At 48.1% G+C, this 24,075-nt stretch carries 17 protein-coding genes and 1 tRNA gene; 8 read left to right on the top strand and 10 right to left on the bottom strand.

Annotated features, from left to right (window positions below; all coding sequences use genetic code 11):
• Nucleotides 1-258, top strand: a 258-nt coding sequence (locus BM082_RS21050; protein ID WP_139218809.1) for a transposase, incomplete at its 5' end; no start/stop codon positions are given.
• A 183-nt stretch (nt 259-441) separates the two neighbouring features.
• Here BM082_RS21050 and BM082_RS21045 read toward each other — a convergent pair.
• Nucleotides 442-1,854 carry an MBL fold metallo-hydrolase gene (locus tag BM082_RS21045; RefSeq protein ID WP_074928502.1) on the bottom strand — a complete coding sequence of 471 codons (1,413 nt, stop codon included), beginning with the start codon at nt 1,852-1,854 and terminating at the stop codon, nt 442-444.
• Nucleotides 1,855-2,276: 422 nt separating this feature from the next.
• Between BM082_RS21045 and BM082_RS21040 the strand changes: the two genes are divergently transcribed.
• Nucleotides 2,277-2,915, top strand: coding sequence for a LuxR C-terminal-related transcriptional regulator (locus BM082_RS21040; protein WP_017014035.1), 639 nt, complete (start codon nt 2,277-2,279; stop codon nt 2,913-2,915).
• Here BM082_RS21040 and BM082_RS21035 read toward each other — a convergent pair.
• Nucleotides 2,907-4,736 (bottom strand): sensor histidine kinase, encoded by a 1,830-nt coding sequence (locus BM082_RS21035; RefSeq protein WP_074928500.1) that lies wholly within the window; start codon nt 4,734-4,736, stop codon nt 2,907-2,909. The two genes, BM082_RS21040 and BM082_RS21035, sit on opposite strands and share 9 nt — an antisense overlap.
• 204 nt (nt 4,737-4,940) lie before the next feature.
• On the opposite strand from BM082_RS21035, the gene BM082_RS21030 reads away from it, so the two are divergent.
• Both BM082_RS21030 and BM082_RS21025 read left to right on the top strand, forming a co-directional pair.
• Nucleotides 4,941-7,835 carry a hypothetical protein gene (locus BM082_RS21030; protein WP_074928498.1) on the top strand — a complete coding sequence of 965 codons (2,895 nt, stop codon included), beginning with the start codon at nt 4,941-4,943 and terminating at the stop codon, nt 7,833-7,835.
• A 598-nt stretch (nt 7,836-8,433) separates the two neighbouring features.
• Complete coding sequence (locus tag BM082_RS21025) at nt 8,434-11,652, top strand: thrombospondin type 3 repeat-containing protein (RefSeq protein ID WP_074928496.1); 3,219 nt, start codon at nt 8,434-8,436, stop codon at nt 11,650-11,652.
• A gap of 228 nt (nt 11,653-11,880) precedes the next feature.
• Here the strand turns inward: BM082_RS21025 and BM082_RS21020 are convergent.
• The 5 genes from BM082_RS21020 to BM082_RS21000 form a co-directional block, all read right to left on the bottom strand.
• A tRNA-Ser gene (locus tag BM082_RS21020) sits at nt 11,881-11,971 on the bottom strand.
• 204 nt (nt 11,972-12,175) lie between these two features.
• Nucleotides 12,176-12,928: a phosphate ABC transporter ATP-binding protein PstB gene (pstB, locus tag BM082_RS21015; protein ID WP_208862545.1), complete on the bottom strand. Its 753-nt coding sequence runs from the start codon at nt 12,926-12,928 to the stop codon at nt 12,176-12,178.
• A 145-nt stretch (nt 12,929-13,073) separates the two neighbouring features.
• Nucleotides 13,074-14,375: a phosphate ABC transporter permease PstA gene (gene pstA / locus BM082_RS21010; RefSeq protein ID WP_074928495.1), complete on the bottom strand. Its 1,302-nt coding sequence runs from the start codon at nt 14,373-14,375 to the stop codon at nt 13,074-13,076.
• Entirely contained in the window at nt 14,368-15,750 is a 1,383-nt protein-coding gene (gene pstC / locus BM082_RS21005; RefSeq protein WP_017010195.1) for a phosphate ABC transporter permease subunit PstC, read from the bottom strand. The genes pstA and pstC overlap by 8 nt, the downstream gene beginning before the upstream one ends.
• Before the next feature lie 68 nt (nt 15,751-15,818).
• On the bottom strand, nt 15,819-16,859 hold the full coding sequence (locus tag BM082_RS21000) for a substrate-binding domain-containing protein (protein WP_074928492.1): 1,041 nt from the start codon (nt 16,857-16,859) through the stop codon (nt 15,819-15,821).
• A 390-nt stretch (nt 16,860-17,249) separates the two neighbouring features.
• On the opposite strand from BM082_RS21000, the gene BM082_RS20995 reads away from it, so the two are divergent.
• Complete coding sequence (locus BM082_RS20995) at nt 17,250-17,765, top strand: hypothetical protein (protein ID WP_017014043.1); 516 nt, start codon at nt 17,250-17,252, stop codon at nt 17,763-17,765.
• Between the two features lie 158 nt (nt 17,766-17,923).
• Here BM082_RS20995 and BM082_RS20990 read toward each other — a convergent pair whose 3' ends face one another.
• Nucleotides 17,924-18,997, bottom strand: a complete 1,074-nt coding sequence (locus BM082_RS20990) for a sensor domain-containing diguanylate cyclase (RefSeq protein WP_074928490.1) — start codon at nt 18,995-18,997, stop codon at nt 17,924-17,926.
• Nucleotides 18,998-19,105: 108 nt separating this feature from the next.
• On the bottom strand, nt 19,106-20,212 hold the full coding sequence (locus tag BM082_RS20985) for a sensor domain-containing diguanylate cyclase (RefSeq protein ID WP_074928488.1): 1,107 nt from the start codon (nt 20,210-20,212) through the stop codon (nt 19,106-19,108).
• A gap of 283 nt (nt 20,213-20,495) precedes the next feature.
• On the opposite strand from BM082_RS20985, the gene BM082_RS20980 reads away from it, so the two are divergent.
• Together BM082_RS20980 and BM082_RS20975 are read left to right on the top strand one after the other, a co-directional pair.
• Complete coding sequence (locus tag BM082_RS20980) at nt 20,496-20,780, top strand: 2Fe-2S iron-sulfur cluster-binding protein (protein WP_074928486.1); 285 nt, start codon at nt 20,496-20,498, stop codon at nt 20,778-20,780.
• Between the two features lie 146 nt (nt 20,781-20,926).
• Nucleotides 20,927-21,625 carry a YoaK family protein gene (locus BM082_RS20975; protein WP_017010202.1) on the top strand — a complete coding sequence of 233 codons (699 nt, stop codon included), beginning with the start codon at nt 20,927-20,929 and terminating at the stop codon, nt 21,623-21,625.
• Here the strand turns inward: BM082_RS20975 and BM082_RS20970 are convergent.
• On the bottom strand, nt 21,610-22,464 hold the full coding sequence (locus BM082_RS20970) for a GGDEF domain-containing protein (RefSeq protein WP_074928485.1): 855 nt from the start codon (nt 22,462-22,464) through the stop codon (nt 21,610-21,612). The genes BM082_RS20975 and BM082_RS20970 overlap by 16 nt on opposite strands.
• Before the next feature lie 226 nt (nt 22,465-22,690).
• Here BM082_RS20970 and BM082_RS20965 point away from each other — a divergent pair, with 226 nt between their 5' ends.
• Nucleotides 22,691-23,959: an O-acetylhomoserine aminocarboxypropyltransferase/cysteine synthase family protein gene (locus BM082_RS20965; RefSeq protein WP_074928483.1), complete on the top strand. Its 1,269-nt coding sequence runs from the start codon at nt 22,691-22,693 to the stop codon at nt 23,957-23,959.
• Nucleotides 23,960-24,075: the final 116 nt, after the last annotated feature.

Genomic DNA, 24,075 nt, shown 5'->3' with positions numbered 1-24,075 from the left:
AATACGTTATTCAATTATCCTGATGATATTCGCAAAGCGATATACACCACCAATGCGATTGAATCGCTCAACAGCGTTATCCGTAGGGCTATCAAAAAGCGAAAAGTATTCCCAAGTGATGATGCGGCAAGGAAGATGGTGTACCTGGCCATCAAGGACGCCAGCAAGAAATGGACGATGCCGATTCGAAACTGGCGTCAGGCGATGAGTCGATTTATTATCGAGTTCGGGGAGCGCCTCGAAAAGCATATTAATTAAATGGCAGTTACACAGAATCTGTTACAGGCTCGAACGAGCACTTCGCTCTCATCGAGTAATCTTGCCTTCTTCGGCTAAAATCGCCACCTTGCACCTTCTCGTTACCTCTTACTTCTTCTCTCTAATCTCTTATCTCTTATCTCGCATCTCGTATCTCGCATCTCGTACCTCAAATCTCAAATCTCACGATTTTGCTGCAAGCACGACCTTCTCCGCCAACCCCCGTTCTTCAACCTCCCCCCCTAACGCTTCTTGCGCGTGTTTGTCGCCGTGCACAATGCGGACTTCTTTTGGCTTGTGCGTTATGCCTTCGATAAAGGCGAGCAAATCGTCTCTGTCTGCGTGGGCCGAGTAGCCGGACATGGTGTGGATGTGGGCGTTAATGGCGATGTTTTCTCCATCGATGTTAATGCGTGTATCGCCACGCTGAATATTACGCCCCAGTGTGCCTCTGGCTTGGTAACCAGCCAAAATTACATCGGTACGTTTATCCGGCAGTAAGGCTTTGAGGTAGTTGAGCACTCGCCCGCCGTTACACATGCCGCTGGCGGCGACCACGATGGCGGGTTCGCCTGTTTGTTTGAGGCGGTTGACCAAACCTATGTGGTCTCGATGGGTATTGATGGTAATGCATTGATCGAACGCAAGTGGGTTTCGCCCTGAATCCAAGATGGTTTTGGCTTCTTGGCTCCACAAGGATTTAAAAGCGCGGTATTGCTCCGTCACTTTTGCTGCCATTGGGGAATCGAGGATCACGGGTATTGTCGACCAAGTGCGCTTTTCATCGTCGGTTAAGGATGTGGCAAGCAGGTTTTCGATATCGAACAGCAGCTCTTGGGTTCTGCCAACACTGAACGCGGGAATGATGATCACACCACCATCACTAAGTGAACGGTTGATCAGCGCTTTTAAACGTTCGGCACGGGAAGCGATCGACTCATGGGTTTTGTCACCATAGGTACTTTCGATCACGAGAACATCTGCGCGTTCTGGCGAGATGGGATCAGGCAGCAGCGGTGTGTTGCTCGGACCAAGATCGCCAGAAAAGACAACGCGCTCGCCATTTGGCAAATCCACTTCTATGTACGACGAACCCAAAATGTGCCCCGCCGGTTGAAAGCGAATGCTGGCGATGGTGGAATTGATCGGGCCGGAGGCGCTGCTTTTGGAGGAGGAGGCGATCTGGGTAGAAGCAGTAGAAGCACGTTTGATGTCTGTCCACGTGTTGTATTTTATGGGACGTATCAGCGAGCGAATCAAGTTCAACACGCGCTTTCGTTGTCGTGTCTTCATGCCGAGTTGGAGGCGCAATCCGTCATCCAGCATCATCGGCATCAGCTGGGCTGTCGCTTCAGTGCAGTAAATCGGCGCGCGAAAGCCCGCGGCTAACAGCCAAGGAATACGGCCTATGTGATCGATATGGGTATGGGTGACGAGCAAGGCATCGATGTCTTTGACGGGAAAGTCGATATTAAGCGGTTTACTCTCGTCCCCTTGGAATAACCCGCAATCGATCAGGAGCTTCCCTTCGTCTGTGTTGAGCTGATGGCATGAGCCCGTCACGCCATCTTTGGCGCCGTGGTGGATGATGTTCATTGTTCTTCCTTGATGGCGCAGTCACTCTGACATACATCAGTGATTGTCTGCGTGTCATCTGTTATTGATATTATTATAAAAATCAGAGCATTAGATTAATGCACATTGTTGCATACTCATACCTATACCAAGGGGGATGACGCTTCACTTTTGGAGGGAGGTAACGTGAGTAAGTCACGGAAGCGAAATAAGCCACACATTCGGACTGCCACTGTTTATATCCACATCCTATAAAAAGGCACGATTCAGACAACGCGTTTTTTCTTACTTGAGTTTTTCCTTGCTTGAAAAGTGACAGCTTGCATATGGAAAAAACGTGATAGGCCAATGTCTCACTTATCAGAACAGTTTATGGCAAGAATATGATGTACTTTGTTTTTCGATAGTATTACCTAGGCAAAGGATTAAATACGTGATTATCAATGAATGAGGTATGTAAAAAAATCCATGTTGTTATTGCCGATGATCATCCCCTCTTTATTAAAGGCGTAGAAAGCCTGCTTGAGACAGCGGGTCATATCGTCTTGGTGGACAAAGTGCCTGATGGCGATAGCTTACTGCGTTGTGTGGCAAGTGCTTCTCAGGTGGATGTTGTGGTGCTTGATCTCTCTATGCCCGGCCCACCCAGCGAGGAGCTGATCGACGCGCTTTTGGCGCATAATGCGTCAATGGGCTTGATTGCATTGACGATGCACGCGAATGAGCACTTGGCGCTTCGATTATTGAAGCGTGGCTTATCGGGCTATGTGCTTAAAGATGCTGCCTTTGACGATTTATTGCATGCCATTGAGTGTGTAGTGTCGGGTGAGGTGTTTGTGTCATCTGGGTTGGTTCAAGAGATCAAACTCCTTGAAAACGACGCGCAGACTGTCTATCTGACCACACAGGAAGGGCGTGTGCTCAAAGAAGTGTCGCAAGGCTTAAGCAATAAAGAAGTGGCACAACGTCTGGATATCTCGGAGCGGACGGTACGTTTTCATTTAGGAAATTGTTGTGAAAAGCTCGGGGCACAAAGTCGCACGGAAGCGGTGACGGTTGCACGTGCTCGCCGATTAATCTGAGGCTATCGGGAGTGTAATGTTAACAAACGTACCCTGCCGACTCTTCGGTATTCCATACTCGATATTACCGCCAAGTAATTGAACGCGTTCGTGGAGGCTAACGTGACCAAATCCCTCGCTCATTGACGCGGCAGAATGGTGGTCCACCCCAATACCGTCATCCTCAACACGGATGATGATAGATCGTTTGTTCTGTCGGATGCTGACCCAAGCGCACTTTGCCTGGCTATGTTTAGTGATGTTCCCCAACAATTCCTGAACAAGTCGATAGATGTGCGCGGCGTTGGACAGTGACACAGTCAGGTCAGCGACGTCGGCCTCAATGCATATCTGATTCCGTTTTGTTAACCGCTCAGCGTCCATATCAATCGCCTCTTTTAGGCTCCTCTTCTCCAACACCACGGGGTGAAGCCCCTCAATGATTCGACGCATAGACACGATGGCATTTTGTAGCTCGCTTTTTAATGAGGTGTGATGCTGTGGTTGCCCCGTTTTTTCGCTGAGCTGAAGGTGTAGCTTGGCACTCGATAAGTACTGCCCGAGTTCATCGTGAATATCTCGGGCAGTCGATTTCTTCTGTTCTTCTAGCCTTGAGAGCATTTGTCGGGTTAGGGTTTGGTAACGCACTGAAATATCTTTTATTTTCAAAAAATATGCCCAAACAAGCGCATAGCGGAAGAACAATGATCCGATGACGAGATTGCGATTATACAGCCCCTCAATCGGTAGCCACTGCGTGCGAATAGAGAGTATATAAATACACAACCCCATCAACATGGCGACACTGCCGACACGCTTTTGCTTGATGCTGAGCCCTGCGCAAACCAATGAAAAGATAAACAGCAGTGCCGTTAAAGCACTCCACACTAGCCAGGCGGCGGGTTTGATTTCCTTCGGGATAAAAGGCGTCAAGAGTAAGAAAGCACACACAGTCACACCAAAGGTTACTGACCACAGCATGGCGGGGGTGGCGAGACGTTGTTGTACGTTAAAAAAGATCGCGTTAACCAAAGGGGTAAATAAAATACAGAGGAGAAGCGTTAACTTGGTTGCGTCGTTTGTTATGCCTTGTAGATGACCGATATCTAACAGTAAGCTGCCACAGAAAAGTAACCCGCTACCGAGTAATAACCAGATAAATTCGGGAAACTTGTGGAGCGTTGATTTAAACAGAAGAACGATAAGCGCTAAATCGACAATGCCAAGTAAAATGATGATGCTGTCAATAATATGGATCGTGGTAACGGCTTGGGTATATTGTTTGGTGGCAGTGTGTTCATCGACTATTTCAACGTTACCTGAGATCCCAACCCCACCGGGTAGCATGGCCCCCCACGCTTGACCAAAGCCGAGTTGAATCTGAATGATGAGCTCATTATTAGTGGGCTTTAATAATGCGTTTGGGAGGGGATAAGCCCGCGGCAGATTATTAGGATTGTCTAAGATAATTTGCCAGTTTTTCGTGAACTGACCCACTTGGCCGATACGCTCACCATTGAGGTAGACCCTGTCATTATGACGTATACCTGCAATATAAAGCGTTTGTGGGCGCTCGGAATGGGTGATGCGCATTGGCGCATTGAATCTTGTTCTGTAATTACCGTACAGGCCATTTGTGGGATTGGTATTAAGTAAGCCTGGAACGTTAACGGTTCGCCACGCTTGCACCTTGGAGAGGTCTTGAGGAGAGAGCAAGGTGTGACTTTGAATAAACTGCCACTGTCCATTGAGGGAAGTGTCTTGGGCAAATCCCTGTGCGCTGAAAAACAGAGCCAGTAACGTCGTTCCCAGCAACACTCCCCTGCGAATCAGTCCCCACATACCCTTTCCCTAGACTTTCTTTTTACTGAACGTCGAGCGCTGAGTATACGGCATCAGTAAGAAGAATGTACCTGTCGTTGTCGCCAGTGATATTAACGTGCGTTTTGGTTCATTCTTGGAGACTCAGATACATATACCGCAGATTGATTGGCGCATAGTTGCGGCTTGGATGATTAGGCGGCTTGGATAATCAGGGGGCTTGGAATGACTAAGGGGCTTGAAGTGATGTATAAATTTCCGTTTTTCGTCATATTAGTGATGGCGGCGTTTGGTGGCAGTGCTAACGAGAAGCAACAAAAAAGCAAATTTTCCGTTTTTTCACCCTCTGATATGTCAGTCGTTAACACCCATTCTCCTGCTTTCGTGTTTTCGATTGGTGATGTGTTTTCTCTTGGTGATGTGTTAACAACGCAAAAGGCGTGTGATGGCAACACACCCGTTGCGAGCCATAAGGCGACACTGACCGTGCTCGAAACAGGCGATGCTACGTCTGAGGAAGAGGTGTTTGCGCATCATAAAGTGATGTTTAGTCGGCAAATGGACATCCCCCTAGGGTGCCAATATAAGGCGAGTTTTGAAGACTTAACCCTAGAAGAACATGTCGGTTATGCGTGGTATTTCAGGGATGAAGAAACAGGAGAACGGTCGCCCCTGAATAGGATCATCTATGCCCAGCAACACCTTGGTGGCAATGTTAACCCTTTTGAATGTAAAGAAAACCATGTCAGAGAGGGCAGTTTTCTCAGCAAAAATCAACGGGGTGAATGGCAACAAAACACGCTGGATGCAGCCAATGAAAGTGCAGCAGTCTTGTATGATGAAGGGCACGATGATGACATGTCAGCGATGCTAAAGGATCAGCACTTCGTCATTTATCAGAAGCTCAACGCGCCATTGATTCAAGGTGAAAACTATCAGGTGAATCTGTCACTCAAAACGTTGGAACCCGGCGCAGGGTTTCAGCTTAACGTGTTGGCATTCAATGATGATTTTTCTGGTATTGACCCGAATGCGCATACGGCAGTCATTGGCCTAACAGGCACCCTACCCGACACGCATCACTGGCTTCGTGTGCCTTTGGAGGCGTGGACGGCCTTCGATCACTTTGAATCCATTGCCATCGCTGTTGTGCCAATCGATGACGAGAAACCCCCTGTCGTGTTACTTGACCGAATGTGCGTAAGTCGCACAGACCAATCGCCGTGTGACAATACCAATGACGATGGCACAACCAATGACATCGTCGATTTTACCGCCCCAGACGCGCAAGGCCCCATCGAAACCGAATTCGAATATTTGCTGGGTGCTGTCGAGGCGCTTTATCCCGACCACGATACTTCAACCATTAACTGGTATCACGATGGCATTGGAGACACCCCTTTGGGGTGTGCGTCGGTAGACAACGAGAAAGACAGTCAAGAAGAGCTAGATTTGCTCGCGGAATACGAAACGGAAGATGCTCAGTTTGATGACGATGCAACACTTATCGACGATGCCATCGCTGACGTGCTCGCGCAAACACGCGATTTGTTTGCGGCTCCGTTCTCACAAATTACCCCCATTTCAAACGACAGTAAGAAATGCTCGCCGTCCGATTGGTTAGCGAGAGACCCAGAGAAGCCGTTTTCTGGGCGAGATATTGTTTACATTCATGGCCTGCAAATGGCAGCGCTTAAGGGGAACGTCACCCTGCCTGCGAACTTCCAAGAAAAATGGCCCACCGACTCATCTGCCTTTTACCAAGGTGGGGTTTTCCATGATGAAGCGACATCGAATTATTGGAATCTGCATATCAAACACGCGCTAGGGTTCGACCCAAACACCCCAGTGGGTCGGCCCTCAAACTCCTATCTGGTCGTGACGTATTCTGCTAATCAACGACTAGACGTCGGCATTCATGCTGTGCTGTCACAAATCAAAGATGCCATGGGGGGCGTTAATGATGGTGTTGTGCAATCTGAGGTCGCTTATCAAGGCAGTCGCTGCTTTGGTGACAGTGGCATTGTGGTCGTCACACACTCAACGGGCGGCCTCGTGGCGAGCGCTATGTTTGGGTTGGCAGAGAAATCACATAGTGACCCAGCGGTGAATAATTTTTACGGCGATGTTCGATTTATCACTGAGAAAATCGATGCTCAGGTTGGCATTAATGCCGCCTACGGCGGGAGTGATGTGGCTGAATTTGCACTAGGTTTACTCTCGGATATTTCCCTCTCACCGTTTTTGACGACGGCACTAGAGCATCACATCGATTTTATTTACCCTGCGATTAACCCTGCGGGGCTGGTGAACTTGAACATATGGTACAACTCAATATTGGTTGACTTAGTACCAAGCAATGCCAGCACGAAATGGCGACCTTGGATGGAAAGCACGATCCCCACCTTGACCTTGGTCAGCGCCATTGCGGGTAAAACTGCCGAAAGTGGGCCGCTTGGTATGATCCAAGGTATTACAAAAGGGTTTGATGATGCAGTGTTATTTCCCACCTCACAGGCCAATAGTGTGGTGAAAAGGCCGCGGTTTGAAGTGACAAATAGAAAGTTACTCAAAGATAAATCTATGGGTAAGAAGAAACGAAACCGCATCATTGCCGATACCAAGAAGGCATCGGGTGCTGGCTATCGAAACTACGTTATGTCACCCACCTTAGGTGTAACAGGCATGCTCCAACATCAAAGTGTCAAAGCGCTCGTTGATTTGCCGAACCAAAATGTGGCGAACCACCACACTGTCCTACAAACAACCGGTGACCACCTTGATACTGTCAATGACGTTTTTAGGAATGGTGCTAACTATGGTTATGCGAAATTTCACGATCGAAATAATGAAGAAAGCAGTATCGTGTTTAATTCAGCATTGTATTCCCAAGGTTTACTTCATCCCGACTTTGGCGGCCTAACAAGAGAATGGGTACGAAAAAAAACATGGGGTTTTTATTTACCACGCCTTTGGTTTTTAAATGGCCAGTGGTGGAAACCTCGTATTATTTGGCATTACCATGAGCAAATAAAATGGAAACGTCACTATCATTTATTAAAAGATCATGATTCTAAAATGGGCATTGATTATATGTATGATTATGTCCTGAGAGATTAATATTAATCTCGAATAGCGCTATGTTATACCTAAACGACCTGAAGATGCGGGGTTCAGAGAGTTTGAGTATATTAGCGCTTTTTCTACTTCTATTCCTGCGCCTTATATTTCAAATTCTTACATTTCCACCTCTTATACCCAAACAACCTGAAGATGCTTGATTTCAGAGGCCATCAGTGCGTTCAGTTCAAGGCAAATTCTTGTAAGAATAGTCATTCTATTTCACAGGAATTTAACGATGAAGTGGACGCACTGAGGGCCTCCCTTCGGGCGAGTTTACTGACGCCATGCTCGGTGTTATCGCTTTTTGATGGAGATCACTACATCGGCAAAGGGACGCCTAGATCATAACGTCAGTAAACCTCGCTGAATCCTGCATCTTCAGGTTGTTTGGGTATACATTCTCATTTCTTATATTCCTGTTCATTATATTCTCGCTTCTTGTGATCACGATTTCTATTTCCCCAACCTCTATATTTCTACCACTTCTCTTTTATCGTCCATGTCTATTTTTAACCCTGTCGTTCACGCCAGTTATATATTGGCATAATATTTTGCAAGCTATCACTCCCAACGCTATTTTAAAGAGGAACGGGAAATGATAGCGAATAATAAAATCTTTGCCCTAAGTGTGGGTATATTCTTTTTGCTAACGGGTTGTGGTGGAGAGAAAGATGCCTCCACGGGAGGAGAAGACAGTGCTTCAAATGGTACACAAAAAGTTGAGGTGAAGGGCATTCCCTCAGGCTATGACGTGACGGGATGCATTGATAACGATGGTGATTATTCATGTGATACTCAGGAGGTCCCCCTCGACAAATTAACGGTTTCATCCGATGTGGGTGACAACGCGCTGATACTCACGAAGCTTTCCCCACCAGCAGATATTGGTAGCGCTGCCTATCAGTCGTATAACGGCGTGCGCACGATTGCGACACCCGCTAAATCCTTATCAACGAGCCCGCTCGATGCGTTAGCCCATGGCTTGCACTTGTTGGCGCAGACGTACCAGAAACCAGAAGACCAATCATCCGGCGTTACATTGAGAGCACTGGGTGAAACCAACGTGAGTGGGCTTCGAATTTACTTTGGAAAGCACCCCATCCATTCTCATGAAGATGCGCTCAACGTGCTGAAAAATACCTTTTCGTTGGATGGCACTAAGGTTCAAAACGAAGCCATTCTTCAAGCGCTCAATATGAATTTGGAACGCTTGGGAGAGCAAGGGCTGGGGTTAGGTGACGCGCTGCCTGCGAATATCAAAACGATGGCAGAAAGCTTGGTCAATTTAACGGTTCAGTCGCAAAGTATTTGTGAACGCTACCCTGAATATTGCGCGGGTAATCCTGATGACACCTACCCGCCCATTGATCTCTCGTCAATAACGCCTCTCCCTGAGGCAACAGTCACACCCGCAGACTGTGTTAGATATGAATATGGTAATTGCGTTGAATGGGTTGGGCCAATGCCTAGCACAGTGATATTTTCAAATGCATTGCAGTTTAGCAAAAACGATGCTGCAGAGATTGCCAGTCATGCGCGTGATAAGTCAGGTAAAACCAATACGATGGATCATGCAGTAACGGCATTGCAGTGCAATGATAACGAGATTAAAAACCTCTACTTATATGGCCTTAACGACAACTTTGGCACCAGCAATACTGAAGTAACAAACCCCTTAGGCCAGGCCGCAGTGTACGCATCATTGCTGCCAAGTTATGGTTTAGCCGTCTCCGATTATGATTTTAATGCAACACAACACACAAAAGCTGCACTCATTGAAACCCTTTCAGGCATTCCAACGTCCATTAACGCTGGACGTGTCATTATCGGCCTCAGAGAGAATAGCTTATCTTTATCTGATACCCCCATTTTCAATAGTTCGGTGATTTTTGGCAGCCTCCAAAACAACGCCTGGTTTGGCGAGCTCGGTCAAACCATCATTAACACATGGACCAGTTACGGCGATGATGTTTATGCCAGCCCGTTATCGACAACAATGTCACAGGGATATGGCCATAACTTGCTTGCTCAACTTCAATCGGGTCAACAAACAGATGTGATGGCCGGAACATTGCTCAACGTCGATTTCATTGCCATTGCAGCCTGTGAAGACGCGCCAGAGCCTTCAGGGCAGCCAGTGGCAGACCTACTCGAAGAAGTGAAAAATGGATTTGAATGTGCTGCCAATGAGCAATATATGGAGATCGTGGGCGGCGATTTTGATGATTTCACCGGTGGCGCAGACCCACACACCGCGGGCGCGTATTTAAACAGCTTTGCACAAATTGAATACGACACCGCCATCGCAAAACAACACACCTTTGCCGATAGTTTGGATATTGCCTTCCCAAACAGCACGGTGACTCATGCAACGTTTGCGATTAATACACGCCCTAGCGCGCCTGGCGCGGCAAATGATGTGATTGCCTTTGGCGACTTTACATCAGGTGTGCCAACCAATAGTCCGTTTGTTGCTTCTGTTCAACCTGGGGGCACGGCAACGTCAAACAATGGCACGCTGCGCATCGTGAATGAATCACAGCCGTTTAATGATGCGTCGCAACCCGGTGTTTCTTTGAATATGCCAGACATGCTCAACTCAGGTGCCACGGATTTCGATGTAATTGTCGGCGATCAAACGGAAGTGGACGGCACGTTACTGATGCTGTGCTTGGGCCAGAACTGTATCGATACGGATGGTGATGGTTACTGTGACGAGGAAGAAAAAGAGGTCGGTAGTGACCCAAGCAATCCTCATTCTACGCCTGACGATCTAGACGGTGATGGCTATCCGAATAACATAGACTGTAACCCCACTGATCCAGACGTAAATATCGATTGCACCGTTGATGTTGTTTATCCCGAATCGTGTAACACCGAATACACACTCGCACTGCATGAAGCGGGGAACTGGGTATTTGCGGGCACGAATACGCCACCTAACGTAGGCAATGCGTTTACGACTTATCCTCCTAACCCCGCTTGGGCAGGCGTAATTTGGGATGGTGATATGGACGATGACGGCGTTAACTTTGGCCCGAATGACACATGGTTTAACTTCGGTTCCGCACCGAACACAACCCATGTACTACAAAACGATTTCTGTGCCTGTGGTGATGTCAAAGTCACCATTGAGGATATGAAATCGGATAACGAAGGTTACATCGATATCATCAATACTGATCCACAAGCGGGATTGATGAATCGCTTGGTGTCGCGCACAGCGGGACATAGCCAAGTCACTATGGCCTCATGGGGCCCGGTAGAAAGTGGCGTATGGCAAGCATCGGGCAACGGTTCAGCCGTTGACTACACACTTGAGTTTGGCGTGAAAAACTATAGCGGCCCAAGCGGTGGCGCGGTTCAAGGCTCATTGGCATTCGTTGGCCACTTAGGCGCCTGCACCTCGATGGATGAGGTGAATGGTGGTGTTGATACCACTTGGCCTCGACCACTGGTTGTTGATGATATTGCAATCAGCGTTGGCGATATTGCGATAGTAGAAGACAATCAAGGCGGTGGTTCCGTTGTGTTTGATGTCACTGACGCGATTTGTGATGCAGAAGATATCAGCACGGGCACAGGGTGGTGCGGAGGCGGCTTTTCACTTCCCGCGAAACCCAGTCCGATTTTGGCTAGCGTAAGTGCAGCAAGTGGCACAGTGATCCCGCCAGAAACAGGGCTGACACCCTTGGTCGAGTGCGTTGACGGAAGCTTACAAGCTGTGTGGTATGACGATGCAACGGATGAATATTACCGTTCGCCGTTGAACCTTGCTTGTGATCTATCGGCTTGGCCTCCAACCGCGCTGTAATGATCTTCGCCAAATATGCCTACCCATAGGCACAATCCGAGAGTACACATACTCTCGGATTTGTTTAGCTGATAACCGGTTCAAACATTGAAGCCGTAACATGGTGGGCAGTGAAGCGTCTGCTGAAGACCTCTGGCTAGGGTTATACCCCCTATTTCCATCGGTTTATTACAGATACGAAAAAGGCCGCTGCCTCTTGTTTATAAGAGCCAGCGGCCTTTTCTAATTTGGCGGAGAAATAGGGATTTGAACCCTAGGAGGGCTATAAACCCTCGCCGGTTTTCAAGACCGGTGCTTTAAACCACTCAGCCATCTCTCCGTTGTTGCCGCGAATATTATAGGGGGTTCAGGATCTTGTAAAGCAAGAATTTAATGAAATCGGTGCGTTTGCACAGGGTTTGAACAAAGTGGGTGTGACACGATCAATTCGTGCAATAACTGGGCGAGAAATACAGTCGCTGCTCGGGGGGAAACAAAAAGGCGAGCACTGAGCTCGCCTATTTTTTAGTGCTCTTGTCGGTGATTATCCGAAACGGCCGCTGATGTAATCGCGTGTGAGTTTGTGCTCTGGGTTGTTGAATACATTTTCTGTGGTATTCAACTCCACCAAATCGCCCAAATGGAAGTATGCGGTGCGGTCTGACACGCGCTTTGCTTGTGACATTGAGTGCGTGACCATCACGATGCTGAAGTTTTCTTTTAGTTCTTCAATAAGATCTTCGATGATGCCCGTTGCGATGGGGTCAAGCGCTGAACACGGTTCGTCCATCAAGATAACTTCGGGTGCAATCGCGATGCTGCGTGCGATACACAGACGCTGCTGCTGACCGCCTGACAATCCGGTTGCGGGCTGATCCAAACGTGATGCTACTTCATCCCACAAACCTGCGCGACGCAGTGATTCTTCGATCACGCCGTCTAGCTCGTCTTTGTTATCAACCAAGCCATGGATGCGTGGGCCATAAGCCACGTTGTCGTAGATGGATTTCGGGAATGGGTTCGGGCGTTGGAATACCATGCCGACTTGTGAACGCAGCTCGACGATCTCTTGCTCTTTGGCATAGATGTTATGGCCGTCCAGCAAGATCTCCCCTTTCACTTCACAACCTGGCACTGTGTCGTTCATGCGGTTCAAACAACGAAGGAACGTTGATTTACCACAACCTGAAGGACCAATCATGGCAAGCACTTGCTTCTCGCCAATGTCGAGGTTGATGTTGCGAATGGCAGATTTCGCGCCTGCCTCGTAGCTCACGCTGACGTTTCTTGCCGTCATTCTCGGTGCGTCTACAAACGGAACGCCACAGGTTTCTTTCGGTGCGGCAGTATGCTCTGCAGCGCCCATTTTTTTGCTCTGCGGGAATTCGCCGATGTGAGTCACTTCATTTGTCATTACGGTTGTGGTTGTCATATTCATACTCCTACCATCTGCGCTCTAAGCGCTTACGCATGATGACGGCACATGCGTTCATAAATGCCAAGAACGCCAGCAGCACCATAATTGCGCCTGAAGTATTCTCAACAAAACCTTTTTCTGGGTTTTCTGCCCAGAGATAAATTTGTACTGGCAGCGCGGTTGCTGCGTCTAACGGGCCTGATGGCACTTCTACGATGAAGGCAACCATACCAATCATCAGCAGCGGCGCGGTTTCACCCAAGGCTTGTGCCATACCGATGATAGTGCCAGTTAGCATACCGGGCATTGCCAGTGGCAATACGTGGTGCATGACCATTTGCATTTTTGATGCGCCCACACCCAATGCAGCGTCGCGCACGGACGGCGGCACAGCTTTAATCGCGGCGCGGCTTGAAATAATGATGGTCGGTAGCGTCATCAATGTGAGCACCAAACCACCCACAACCGGTGCGGAACGCGGTAAATCTGCCACGTTAAGAAACACTGCCAAACCCAACAAACCAAACACAATCGAAGGAACCGCTGCGAGGTTATTGATGTTGATTTCGATAAGCTCAGTGGCGCGATTACGCGGCGCAAACTCTTCAAGGTAAATCGCGGCAGAGATACCAATCGGGAAGCTAAGAACCAGTGTCACTAATAGGGTGTAAAACGACCCAACGGTTGCGCCCCAAATGCCTGCAAGCTCTGCATCGCGGCTGTCACCGTTGGTGAAGAAGTTCGAGTTAAACACGGTGCGAACGTTACCTTCACGTACCAGTTCGTCATACCACGCAATGTGTTGGTTCTTGAACATCCGGCCATCTTCTGGCGTTTCTGCTTTGATGTTGCCTTTGTTGTATTGGTTGAAGTTGTCACCGGCTTGCGCCCAGTATTCGATCTTCTGACCAACCAAAGATGGATCCGCAATCACCATGTCGCGCAGGTCGTATTCCGCGCCGTTCGATAAGAACGCGTAAAGCGCACGCTTGTTCTTACGACCATCAACGGGGATTTCTTGAAGAATGGCTTTACGCACCACTTTGCGGAAGCTGGCATTCATCAATGTCTTCTTGTTGATGTCCTCGCCTTCAATGCCCAACGCACTTTCAGACAAATCCACGGTCAGTTTGATTTCCGTGGTGTAGAACGCGGTGTAGCCGTCGGAAACAATGGTGGTCATCAACACAATAAGAAAAGCAAACGCCATGGAAATCGACGCGATACCGTAAAAACGGAAGCGGTTTTCCTTTGCACGGCGGCGTGCGACGCCTGCTTTGACTTTCTCTCGCTTGGTTTCAGCGATTTTCAACAATCTATCAGTCATACTGCTCTCGATATTTCTTCACGATACGAAGTGCGACAAAGTTAAGCGCCAAGGTCACGACAAACAGGGTCAAACCCAAAGCAAATGCAGCGAGTGTTTTCGGACTATCGAATTCTTGGTCGCCCACCAGCAAGGTGACGATTTGAACGGTCACTGTGGTGACAGAATCAAGCGGGTTGGCGGTGAGGTTCGCTGACAGGCCAGCGGCCATTACCACGATCATGGTTTCACCGATGGCGCGTGAAACCGCAAGCAACAAACCACCCACAATGCCCGGTAATGCAGCGGGAATAACCACGCTTTTAATGGTTTCTGACCGCGTTGCGCCTAGGCCTAACGAGCCATCGCGTAATGCTTGAGGTACGGCGGTGATCACGTCATCAGACAGGGATGACACAAACGGAATGATCATGACGCCCATGACGACACCTGCCGCCAATGCACTTTCTGATGATGCACCGCTCAAGCCCATTGCATGTGCGATGTCACGAATAAAGGGCGCTGCGGTCAACGCTGCGAAGAAGCCATAAACGACGGTTGGAATACCCGCAAGGATCTCCAAAATGGGCTTAACAATGTTACGCACGCGTGGAGACGCGTATTCCGCTAAGTAAATTGCACTCATCAAACCAATTGGCGCGGCGATACACATGGCGATCAATGAGATCATCAAGGTGCCGGTAAAGAGTGGAATTGCGCCGAATGCACCGCTTGCACCTTGTTGGTCAGCACGAAGGGCAATTTGTGGCGACCAAGATGTTCCAAACAAGAAGTCGGTCATTGGAATGATTTGGAAGAAGCGAATCGCTTCAAACAACACGGAAAGGACGATACCTAGGGTGGTCAAAATCGCCAGTGTTGAACAAAACATGAGGAAAAATTGCAGGCATCTTTCCACATAGTGTCGCGCTTTCAGCTTCGGTTTAACGATACGCCAACCCAACGCCACACCGACAAGAGACAAGGCAGCCACGGCGACAAAACGCAGCGTTTGGCCAATGCCTTCCAGATGTTGATAATGTCCTGCTGCGGCCAACAAGCTTGGGTCTTCGGTTTGAAGCACACCGTTAGCAATATGGATAATTTGGCTATAGAGCAATTGAATATTCTGGTGCGCGTCAATGGTTGCTTGTGGCACTTGTGCCATGACCAATGATTCCACCGTACTTGGCTCAATCGCTTGCCAGAGGATCAGCAAGAGAAAGCTCGGAATTGCCGCAAGAATGGCAGCAAACGAACCGTAATAGGCAGGCCGAGAATGAAGTGTGTTTAAACCACCGCTTACGGTAGCCACATCTCGGGAGCGTTTTTTGGCGAGGAAGTATGCGCTAAACGCGAGCAGCGCTACTGTCACCATCAATGTGGATGTCGTCATCCCTATTCCTTAATCCCTGATACAGCAAAAGTGGTGCGCCTTTCGACGCACCACTCAAGGGTTACAACTTACAGATTTGGTGTTAAATCTACTGCGCTGTTGCGAACCAGTTTCCAATCACGTGCAGACAGTGGAATCAAACCACGGTCTGTCAGGTAACCTTCGTCACCAATTGCATCTTCAGACGTAAAGGCAGCAACGTACTGTTGAAGGCCTGGAATCACGTCTGCGTGTGCTTTTTTCACGTAGAAGTACAGTGAGCGAGACACAGGGTAAGAACCGTCGCCGATAGCATCAAACGTTGGTACTACACCGCCAATTTTCGCGCCTTGTACTTTGTCAGAGTTCTGCTCAAGGAAGCTGTAACCAAAGATGCCGAATGCACTTGGGTTTGCATCTAGCTTCTGAACGATAAGGTTGTCGTTCTCGCCCGCTTCAATGAATGCGCCGTCTTCACGAATACCGTGACACACTGCTTTGAACTTTTTCTTGTCCGCTTTTTTCATCGCTTTCAATGCTGGGTACTGCTTACAACCACCTTCCATTGCTAGCTCAACGAATGCATCGCGAGTACCAGACGTTGGTGGTGGACCAAGCACTTCAATTTTCAGCGCTGGAAGCGACGCGTTTACGTCTTTCCACGTTTTGTTCGGGTTTTCAATCAGGTTGCCGTTTGCATCCGGCACCACTTTCGCTAGCGCAGTGAAAAGGTCTTTCAGGGTGATGTCGAACTGCTGCGATTTCTTCGAGTTTGCGAAGGCGATGCCGTCATAGCCCACTTTCACTTCAACGATCTCTTTCACGCCGTTCTTGGCACAAAGCGCCACTTCTGAGCTTTTGATTTTGCGTGATGCGTTAGTGATGTCTGGCGTGTTTTCGCCAACACCTGCACAGAACAGCTTCAAACCGCCGCCTGAGCCTGTAGACTCAATTTTTGGTACCGAGAATTCTGAGGTGCGACCGAAGCGTTCCGCTACCACTGTCGCAAATGGGTACACTGTTGAAGAACCAACAATACTAATGTAGTCACGTGTTGCTGCCGCTGCGTTGCCCGCTGCAAACGTTGACAGGCATACTGTAGATGCCGCAATCAGAGTCTTAAGTTTCACATCAACCTCCAAGTCGATATTTTTGAAATGTTCACTCTCTGGCGTTGTTACCGTTGAGCTATTAAGTTTTGCCTCATGTCTGCGGATAAATTTAGATTCCTTATGTGACACTTCCCTGACTTAATTGTGAAGATTTAGTTACAACCCATTCGCTTAAATACAAACACATTAATGACATCCATACGTCACATCACTGACACATATCCGACATACTCTGTTTTCGCGGCGCTCAGGCGTGTTTGAATCAATCAATGCGTTTTCTCAGCGAGACAAAACGCCCGCCCGGCGCAAAAAACAAAAGACGTAAAACGAGACGCACCTCACTCACACTCATTTGCTTGCGCAGTTTCAGCACTTGGCTTTGTAATATAAAAAACATGAGAGAAAAGGATGACTCAGCCAATACAACCTTCAACGTTGACCACCAACGCGTGCAGTTCCGATTCGACTTCTACCGATAAGGCACACCCTACGCCGACCGACAAACGCAAGACGCAGCGCGTGGACAAAAAACCACGGGTATTGTTTCTGTGTGATGGGCGCGAGGGGCTATCGCTGATTGCACAAAGTGTGTTGAACCATAAAGCAGACACTCATTACACCGGGATTAGTGGGTTTACCGGGAAGGTGTTTAATGAAGATGCCGCGTGCGGGACACTCCGACGTTACAACATTGATTGCTCGTCAACGAACTTAAAGCCCTTGGAGCACTACGCAGACGAACACGTTGATTTTGTTGTCGCTCTAACACCGTCAGCCGTGCAATCAGGAAAGCCTTTCCCCACGTATGGCAAGTTTATTCCTTGGGATATTACAAGCGGTGGCGATGTCACGGAGATGGCGATGATCATTAAGGCGATCAATGATCAGGTGAATTATTTTCTTTCTGTTTATTTGTATAGGTAGGGGGAGGAGCGTTGAGATTTAGAGGGGCGAGGTAAGAGATTTGAGGTACGAGATAAGAGCGAGAGGTTAGCGTTCTCCTATCTCGTAATCTCACAATCTCGCAATCTCGCTGTCTCGCTGTCTCGCAATCTTTCAATCTTTCAATCTTTCAGGATAGGCTACGCCAGCGCTTCCAATTGGCTTACCGCCAATGACGTGTTTTTGCAGATGACATAACAGTCACGACCCGCGTGTTTGGCATCAAACATGGCGGTATCAGCCAAGTAGATGATGCGATCAATCGTTTCTTCCGCGCTAAACGAGGGCGTATTTTCGCAATGGAAATGGCACACGCCCATACTCGCTGTCACGGTAATACCGTCCAGCGGCATCTTGCTAAGACCTTGTCGAATACGCTCACACACTGCGTCAACCTTATGAAGCTCTATATCTTGCAACCACAACATGAATTCTTCGCCGCCGTAACGCCCGACAAAATCATAATTTCGAATCGCGTTTCTGAGCACTTCCGCCACTTCCATCAGCACGAGATCGCCCCGTTGGTGACCATAGGTGTCATTCACCCGCTTAAAATGATCGAGATCGACCAATACCAATGCGCCTTGCGACTTACGTCGATTGAGCATGTTGAGACTTTGCCTAATATGTTCAAACAAGAAGCGTCTGTTGGGTAATTCCGTGAGGGGATCGGTGCGCACTAGGCTCTCAAGCTTTCGATTGAGTCTTTCAAGCTCTTCGCGTTGTTGTTGGCGGGTTAATTCAACCTCGATCCACGTCGCCATGAGCTTGAGCGAATCAATATCAATGTCTCGAAATTCACGTGGGTAAGGATTCGGGCTGGTAAAGTTCAAGGTACCCACCACTTCACCTGCAAGTTTAATAGGGATACCAATGTAGGATTCCAAACCAAACTCTAAATACGCGGGGTGTTGACCCAACACATCTGACTCACCCACATGTTCAATCGCAATAGGGCCGCCTGCATCCACCGTTACCCAGCAATAGGAAAGATCGTAAGAAAACTCATCACCCGCTTTAAGGAGGACATCGTTAGGGCATACCACATGTTGAATGATGTAACGGCCTTCAGTGATCAGAGAAAGGATGCCAATATCGAGATTAAAGCGCTCCAAACCCATTTGAAGCAACTCGGCTATTTGATGGTCGAACCCTTTATCATAATCATGTGTGATTTGATAAAGGCGTCGAATCACCTTTTCGCTCTCGGACATCTGCACAGAAACACATTCCCACAATTGATACACCTATTAATAGCTTAGGCTTGTTCAGTGTTATCAACCACTTTATACCGAATGAATTCAGTTTTTAGTCGAAACAGACTAACCCTGTGTGGTTAAGGATCTGATCGTAATAGGTTTTTTCGACGCAGAGATGGCGCAATTTCTTCCCTGGTTTTTGGCTTCAAGCAAGGCATTGTGTGCCATGTCGATCAACTTATCTAACGCGCGGGCATAAGGGATAGGGTACTCACTGTCACTTCTAAACGCACAATATCCCACACTGATGGTCACAGGTTTTCCGTCCAACAGACACTTATTCACATGGGTTGCCATACGCTCACAGACTTTGGCCACCTCGGATTGCAGGGTGTCTGGCAGCCAGACAATGAACTGCTCACCACTGTAACGTGCAACATAGTCATAGTTTCGAATGGCGTTGCGAAGTGCAGTCGCGACTCCTTTGAGAATACGATCGCCTTCGTCATGTCCGTACTTCTCGTTAGTCATACGAAGAAAATCGATATCCACCAGCGCAACAGCCCCTTCCCCATCGCGACGGATAAGCTGGTTTAACTCGCGGTGAAGATAATCAAACAAGGCACGACGACTTGGGAGTTCTGTTAGCGGATCGACGAATTGTAAATGTTCGAGTCGTTGGCTCAATTCGCTGTAAGACTGTCTCGTCCCTTCAAGCTCAGCGCTGTATTCTTCATTTTCTAATTTCATTTCTAGCATTCCTGCCATGAGTACCAAGGCATCTTCATCTTGCGCGTCGTTATGTCGTGGTTCAGCAGTGTTACGAGAAAAGCTCAAGGTTCCCCACACCGCACCACCAAAATAGATCGCCACGCCCCAATACCCTTGAGGAAGCGAATTTATGGCAGGATGGCCCGCTAACTTTTCATGCTGCTGGGTATCTGGCGCGATAATGGCTTTTTCTGACCCTGCGGTGATCCCGCAAAACGAACTGCTGACAGACACCACCTGCCCTGAGAAACGCTCAGGCACACTGCCTTCTGAAATACATTCAACGATATGAAGTTCTTTATTATCAATGCGCGATAAGGAAGCGGCATTTGCTGAGAAGTAATTAAGGCCGATAAGCAACATTTCCTGAGTCCACACAGAGAATGAAACGTCGCGTCTACGAACAATAGAGGGAAGTTGTTGAAATACGGTATTTAATGGCGCGAATTCCTGTGACATAACGGCCTCTTGTTTTTTCTTACTCATTAAATAAATAGCACAATGTGTTGAACCGGCTTTTATTCCGTGTACTGCTTTTTGATTACCACCACTGAATTAGTGGCTGCAATCATCTGTACAATAAGAAACCAACTTGCCTATAAATTGTCACTATGATGTGTAAATTTTCTATACAAATAATCTTAAGCGCAATTCGTCAAAAATAAATTATGCTTATTATTAGCAACTTGAAATCATCACTCACTTTTGTATTTTTCTTCATTTGACAGTAAGGATCGAATTTATGCCAAGAGTGACCTTCTCTCGAACCGGAAACAGTGTCGATCTTCCGACGAACAGTTCTTTGATTGATCTCGAAGATAGCCGCGACAATGAAGTGCCGTTTGGCTGTCGCTCTGCCGCGTGTGGAACCTGCTTGATTGATGTTGTGTCTGGCATGCATAACGTCTCCCCGAAAAACGAAGACGAGCAAGACTTGCTGGATACGCTCGAACTCGATGGAGAGAAACGCCGCCTAGCTTGCCAATGTGTTATCCACGGTGATGTGACCATCGATCCGCAAAGTTAGCGCCTTCAGCCTTCCCTCTCTCGCTTCTTTCTACGCCCGTCTTGATCTCAACCACACACGTTGAGCTTGATTGGTGTAGACTTCACGATCTTTCAGCAACCCTTGCTGATCTCCCTCTGATTAGAATTTTCTGCAAAGGTTTACACGTGATTTCCAAGCTCCCTAAATGGGTTGAATACTGTGCGTTTGTTCTTGCGATGACGGCAGGTTTCGTGAATGGCATTGGCTTGCTGGGCTTTGAGCATCAGGCTATCTCTCATTTATCGGGCACCGCGACACTGATTGGCACAGATCTGATTAACAATCATCCCGTTAAATTGGCCCACCTTGTCAGCATCCTTGCCAGTTTCTTCGGTGGGGCGTTGCTCTCCGGATTGATCTTGAAAGACGGAACCTTGTCATTAGGAAGGCGTTATGATGTGCTGTTGATCGCTGAAGCTGCGCTCTTATTCGGTGCAATTTACCCCATGGCGAATCACGCTGTCTTTGGGTTATATCTCGCCGCCGGAGCATGTGGCATTCAAAACGGGTTAGTCACTAGCTATAGCGGAGCCATCGTTCGGACCACTCACATTACGGGCGTGATTACTGATCTGGGCCTGATGTTTGGTGCAAGATTACGTGGAGAGGCGCTGAACCGAAGAAAACTGGTCTTGTTCTTGGTCATCACTGTAGGGTTTATTTCTGGTGGCATGCTGAGTGCCGTGCTTTACCCTGCGCTGGGCGCACTGGTTTTTGTCTTTCCAGGTATCGTTTGCGTGTTACTTGCGGCCATTTATCGCTTTAACATGCACCGTACGCGCATTCGCCTCAAATCTCTGGGTGGCGATCAGACTCGCGGTTGACGGCGAAATTTAACGCGATACATTTCTTGATCAGCCATGTTTAACAGCTCATCAATGTTGTCGTGGGCGCTGAGTTCAATCATACCAATGCTGACGGACACGCCATATTTTTCGATGCCCGGTACGAGCTTCTTGGTCAATGTATCGAGGTCTTCTTTGCCGGGACCGAAAGCAACAAACTCATCCCCACCGACACGAAAACTGAGGTGCGTTCCGAAATACTCCGTCATGTATCGACCGAATATGTTCAGCACCTTATCTCCTACCTGATGACCATAGTTGTCATTACATTGCTTAAAATTGTCTAAATCCAAGTAGTAAAGAACATCGTTGGTTTTATTCAGTTGATTCATTTTTTCAAAACAGGCTCGGCGGTTTCCCAGCTGAGTAAGTTCATCGATTCGTGCATCTCGATAAAGGCGGTCGCGAAGAGATGTGTTGATTCTGGCCTCCTCAGCAAGTCGGTGAATCAATTTTTCTCGCGATAAAATCTGCTTTAGAAAGGCGTAGCAAATCACCATAATGCCGAGTATCTTCAGGCTGGTATCCAAGTATAAGAGTCTCAATTCCTCGTTATTGATTATCTCGTCTAATACATCGAGTAGATTACCCACACCAAATATCGCCCACCCCAGCCATAACCAACGCTCTTTGAGTGTCTTTTTATGAAGCACGCATTCATAGGCCATGGATATGCCCAAACCTAGGCACAGCATCTCTTCATAGATGCCTGCATCGTCTAAGGTCGCCGAAAGTACAATCCATACTAAAAAAACAACGAGAAAACTCCACGTGAAAAGATGGAAAATCCAACGTGTTAAGAAGACATTCAACGCCATACCGCGCCTACCTTTCGTTCATGGGTGCTCGCTAAAGTGTATGAACAACTTAATACTCTAGGTTTAGCAAAAGGCAATAAATGCGAAGTGCCTCGAATGATTATTGTTACTGCGTAGACGCTAACGCCCGTCGGTCGAATGTTGAAAACCTTGAGGGAATACAAACTAACGACGTTTTCTTTGTGCGATAGTCATACGTTTGGTTATCGCCTATCAAGGACGAAAAATGAAAGACGAAACGCTCTCGATTCACGCTGGCTATCAAACTGACCCTACGACGAAGTCTGTTGCAACGCCGATTTACCAGACCGTTGCTTATGAGTTCGACAGCGCCCAACACGGTGCAGATCTGTTTAACCTCGCCGTTCCCGGCAACATCTATACCCGTATAATGAACCCAACCAATGACGTGCTTGAACAACGTATGGCCGCATTGGAAGGTGGCATTGCAGGTTTGGTTGTGAGCGCGGGCAGCGCAGCAATCAACTACGCAATTCAAACCTTGGCTGAAATGGGTGACAACATCGTGTCTACGCCACAGCTTTACGGCGGCACTTACACCTTGTTTGCGCACATGCTACCAAAGCAAGGCATTGAAGTTCGATTCGCAAAAGACGATAAACCTGAAAGCCTGGCGGCTTTGATTGATGAAAATACAAAGGCGGTTTACTGCGAAAGTATTGGTAACCCTGCGGGCAACATTGTCGATTTAGCGAAGGTGGCTGAGCTTGCCCATGCGCAAGGCGTGCCAGTGATTGTGGATAACACGGTTGCTACACCTGTGTTGTGTAAACCTATCGAACATGGCGCTGATATCGTTGTTCACTCACTCACCAAGTACATTGGCGGCCACGGCACAACGCTGGGCGGTGTCATCGTAGATTCCGGTAAATTCCCTTGGGCCCAACACAAAACGCGGTTCCCTGTGTTTAACCAGCCCGAAGCGGCTTACCACGGTGTGGTATATACGGAAGCATTTGGGGATGCCGCGTTCATTGGCCGAGCCCGTACGGTGCCACTTCGAAACACAGGCGCAGCACTGTCTCCGATGAATGCATTTATGTTGATGCAAGGGTTGGAGACGCTGTCATTGCGTATGGAACGTCATGTAGAAAATGCGTTGAAAGTGGCTGAATACCTTCAAGGTCACGAGAAAGTGAGCTGGGTAAGCTATGCAGGTTTGCCAGATTCTGAGCACCATGCACTTGCGCAGAAATACATGAAAGGGCAACCTTCTGCGATTCTTTCCTTTGGCATGAAGGACGGTTATGAAGCGGGTGTACGTTTCTATGATGCTTTGGCGTTGTTTAAGCGTTTGGTTAACATTGGTGATGCTAAATCACTGGCGTGCCACCCTGCTTCGACCACGCACCGTCAGATGAGCGAAGATGAACAAGCGCAAGCAGGCGTTTCACCAGAAATGATTCGTTTGTCTGTGGGTATTGAGCACATTGATGACATTCTTGCTGATTTAGAGCAAGCGCTGAACGCGTAGCGCGACATCTTAACTATCAGCAACCGCGGCCTTCATTGTCATGTTGCAACTAAAAAGCCCGCATCGCGGGCTTTTTCCGTTTTTGGATATTCTCTAACCGCCCGTAACCAAATGAA

The sequence above is a fragment of the Enterovibrio norvegicus DSM 15893 genome, assembly GCF_900115495.1.
Taxonomy (GTDB): Bacteria; Pseudomonadota; Gammaproteobacteria; order Enterobacterales; family Vibrionaceae; genus Enterovibrio; species Enterovibrio norvegicus.
The sequence above is the reverse complement of the archived record's forward strand: the minus strand, read 5'-3'. Positions and strand labels throughout refer to the sequence as shown.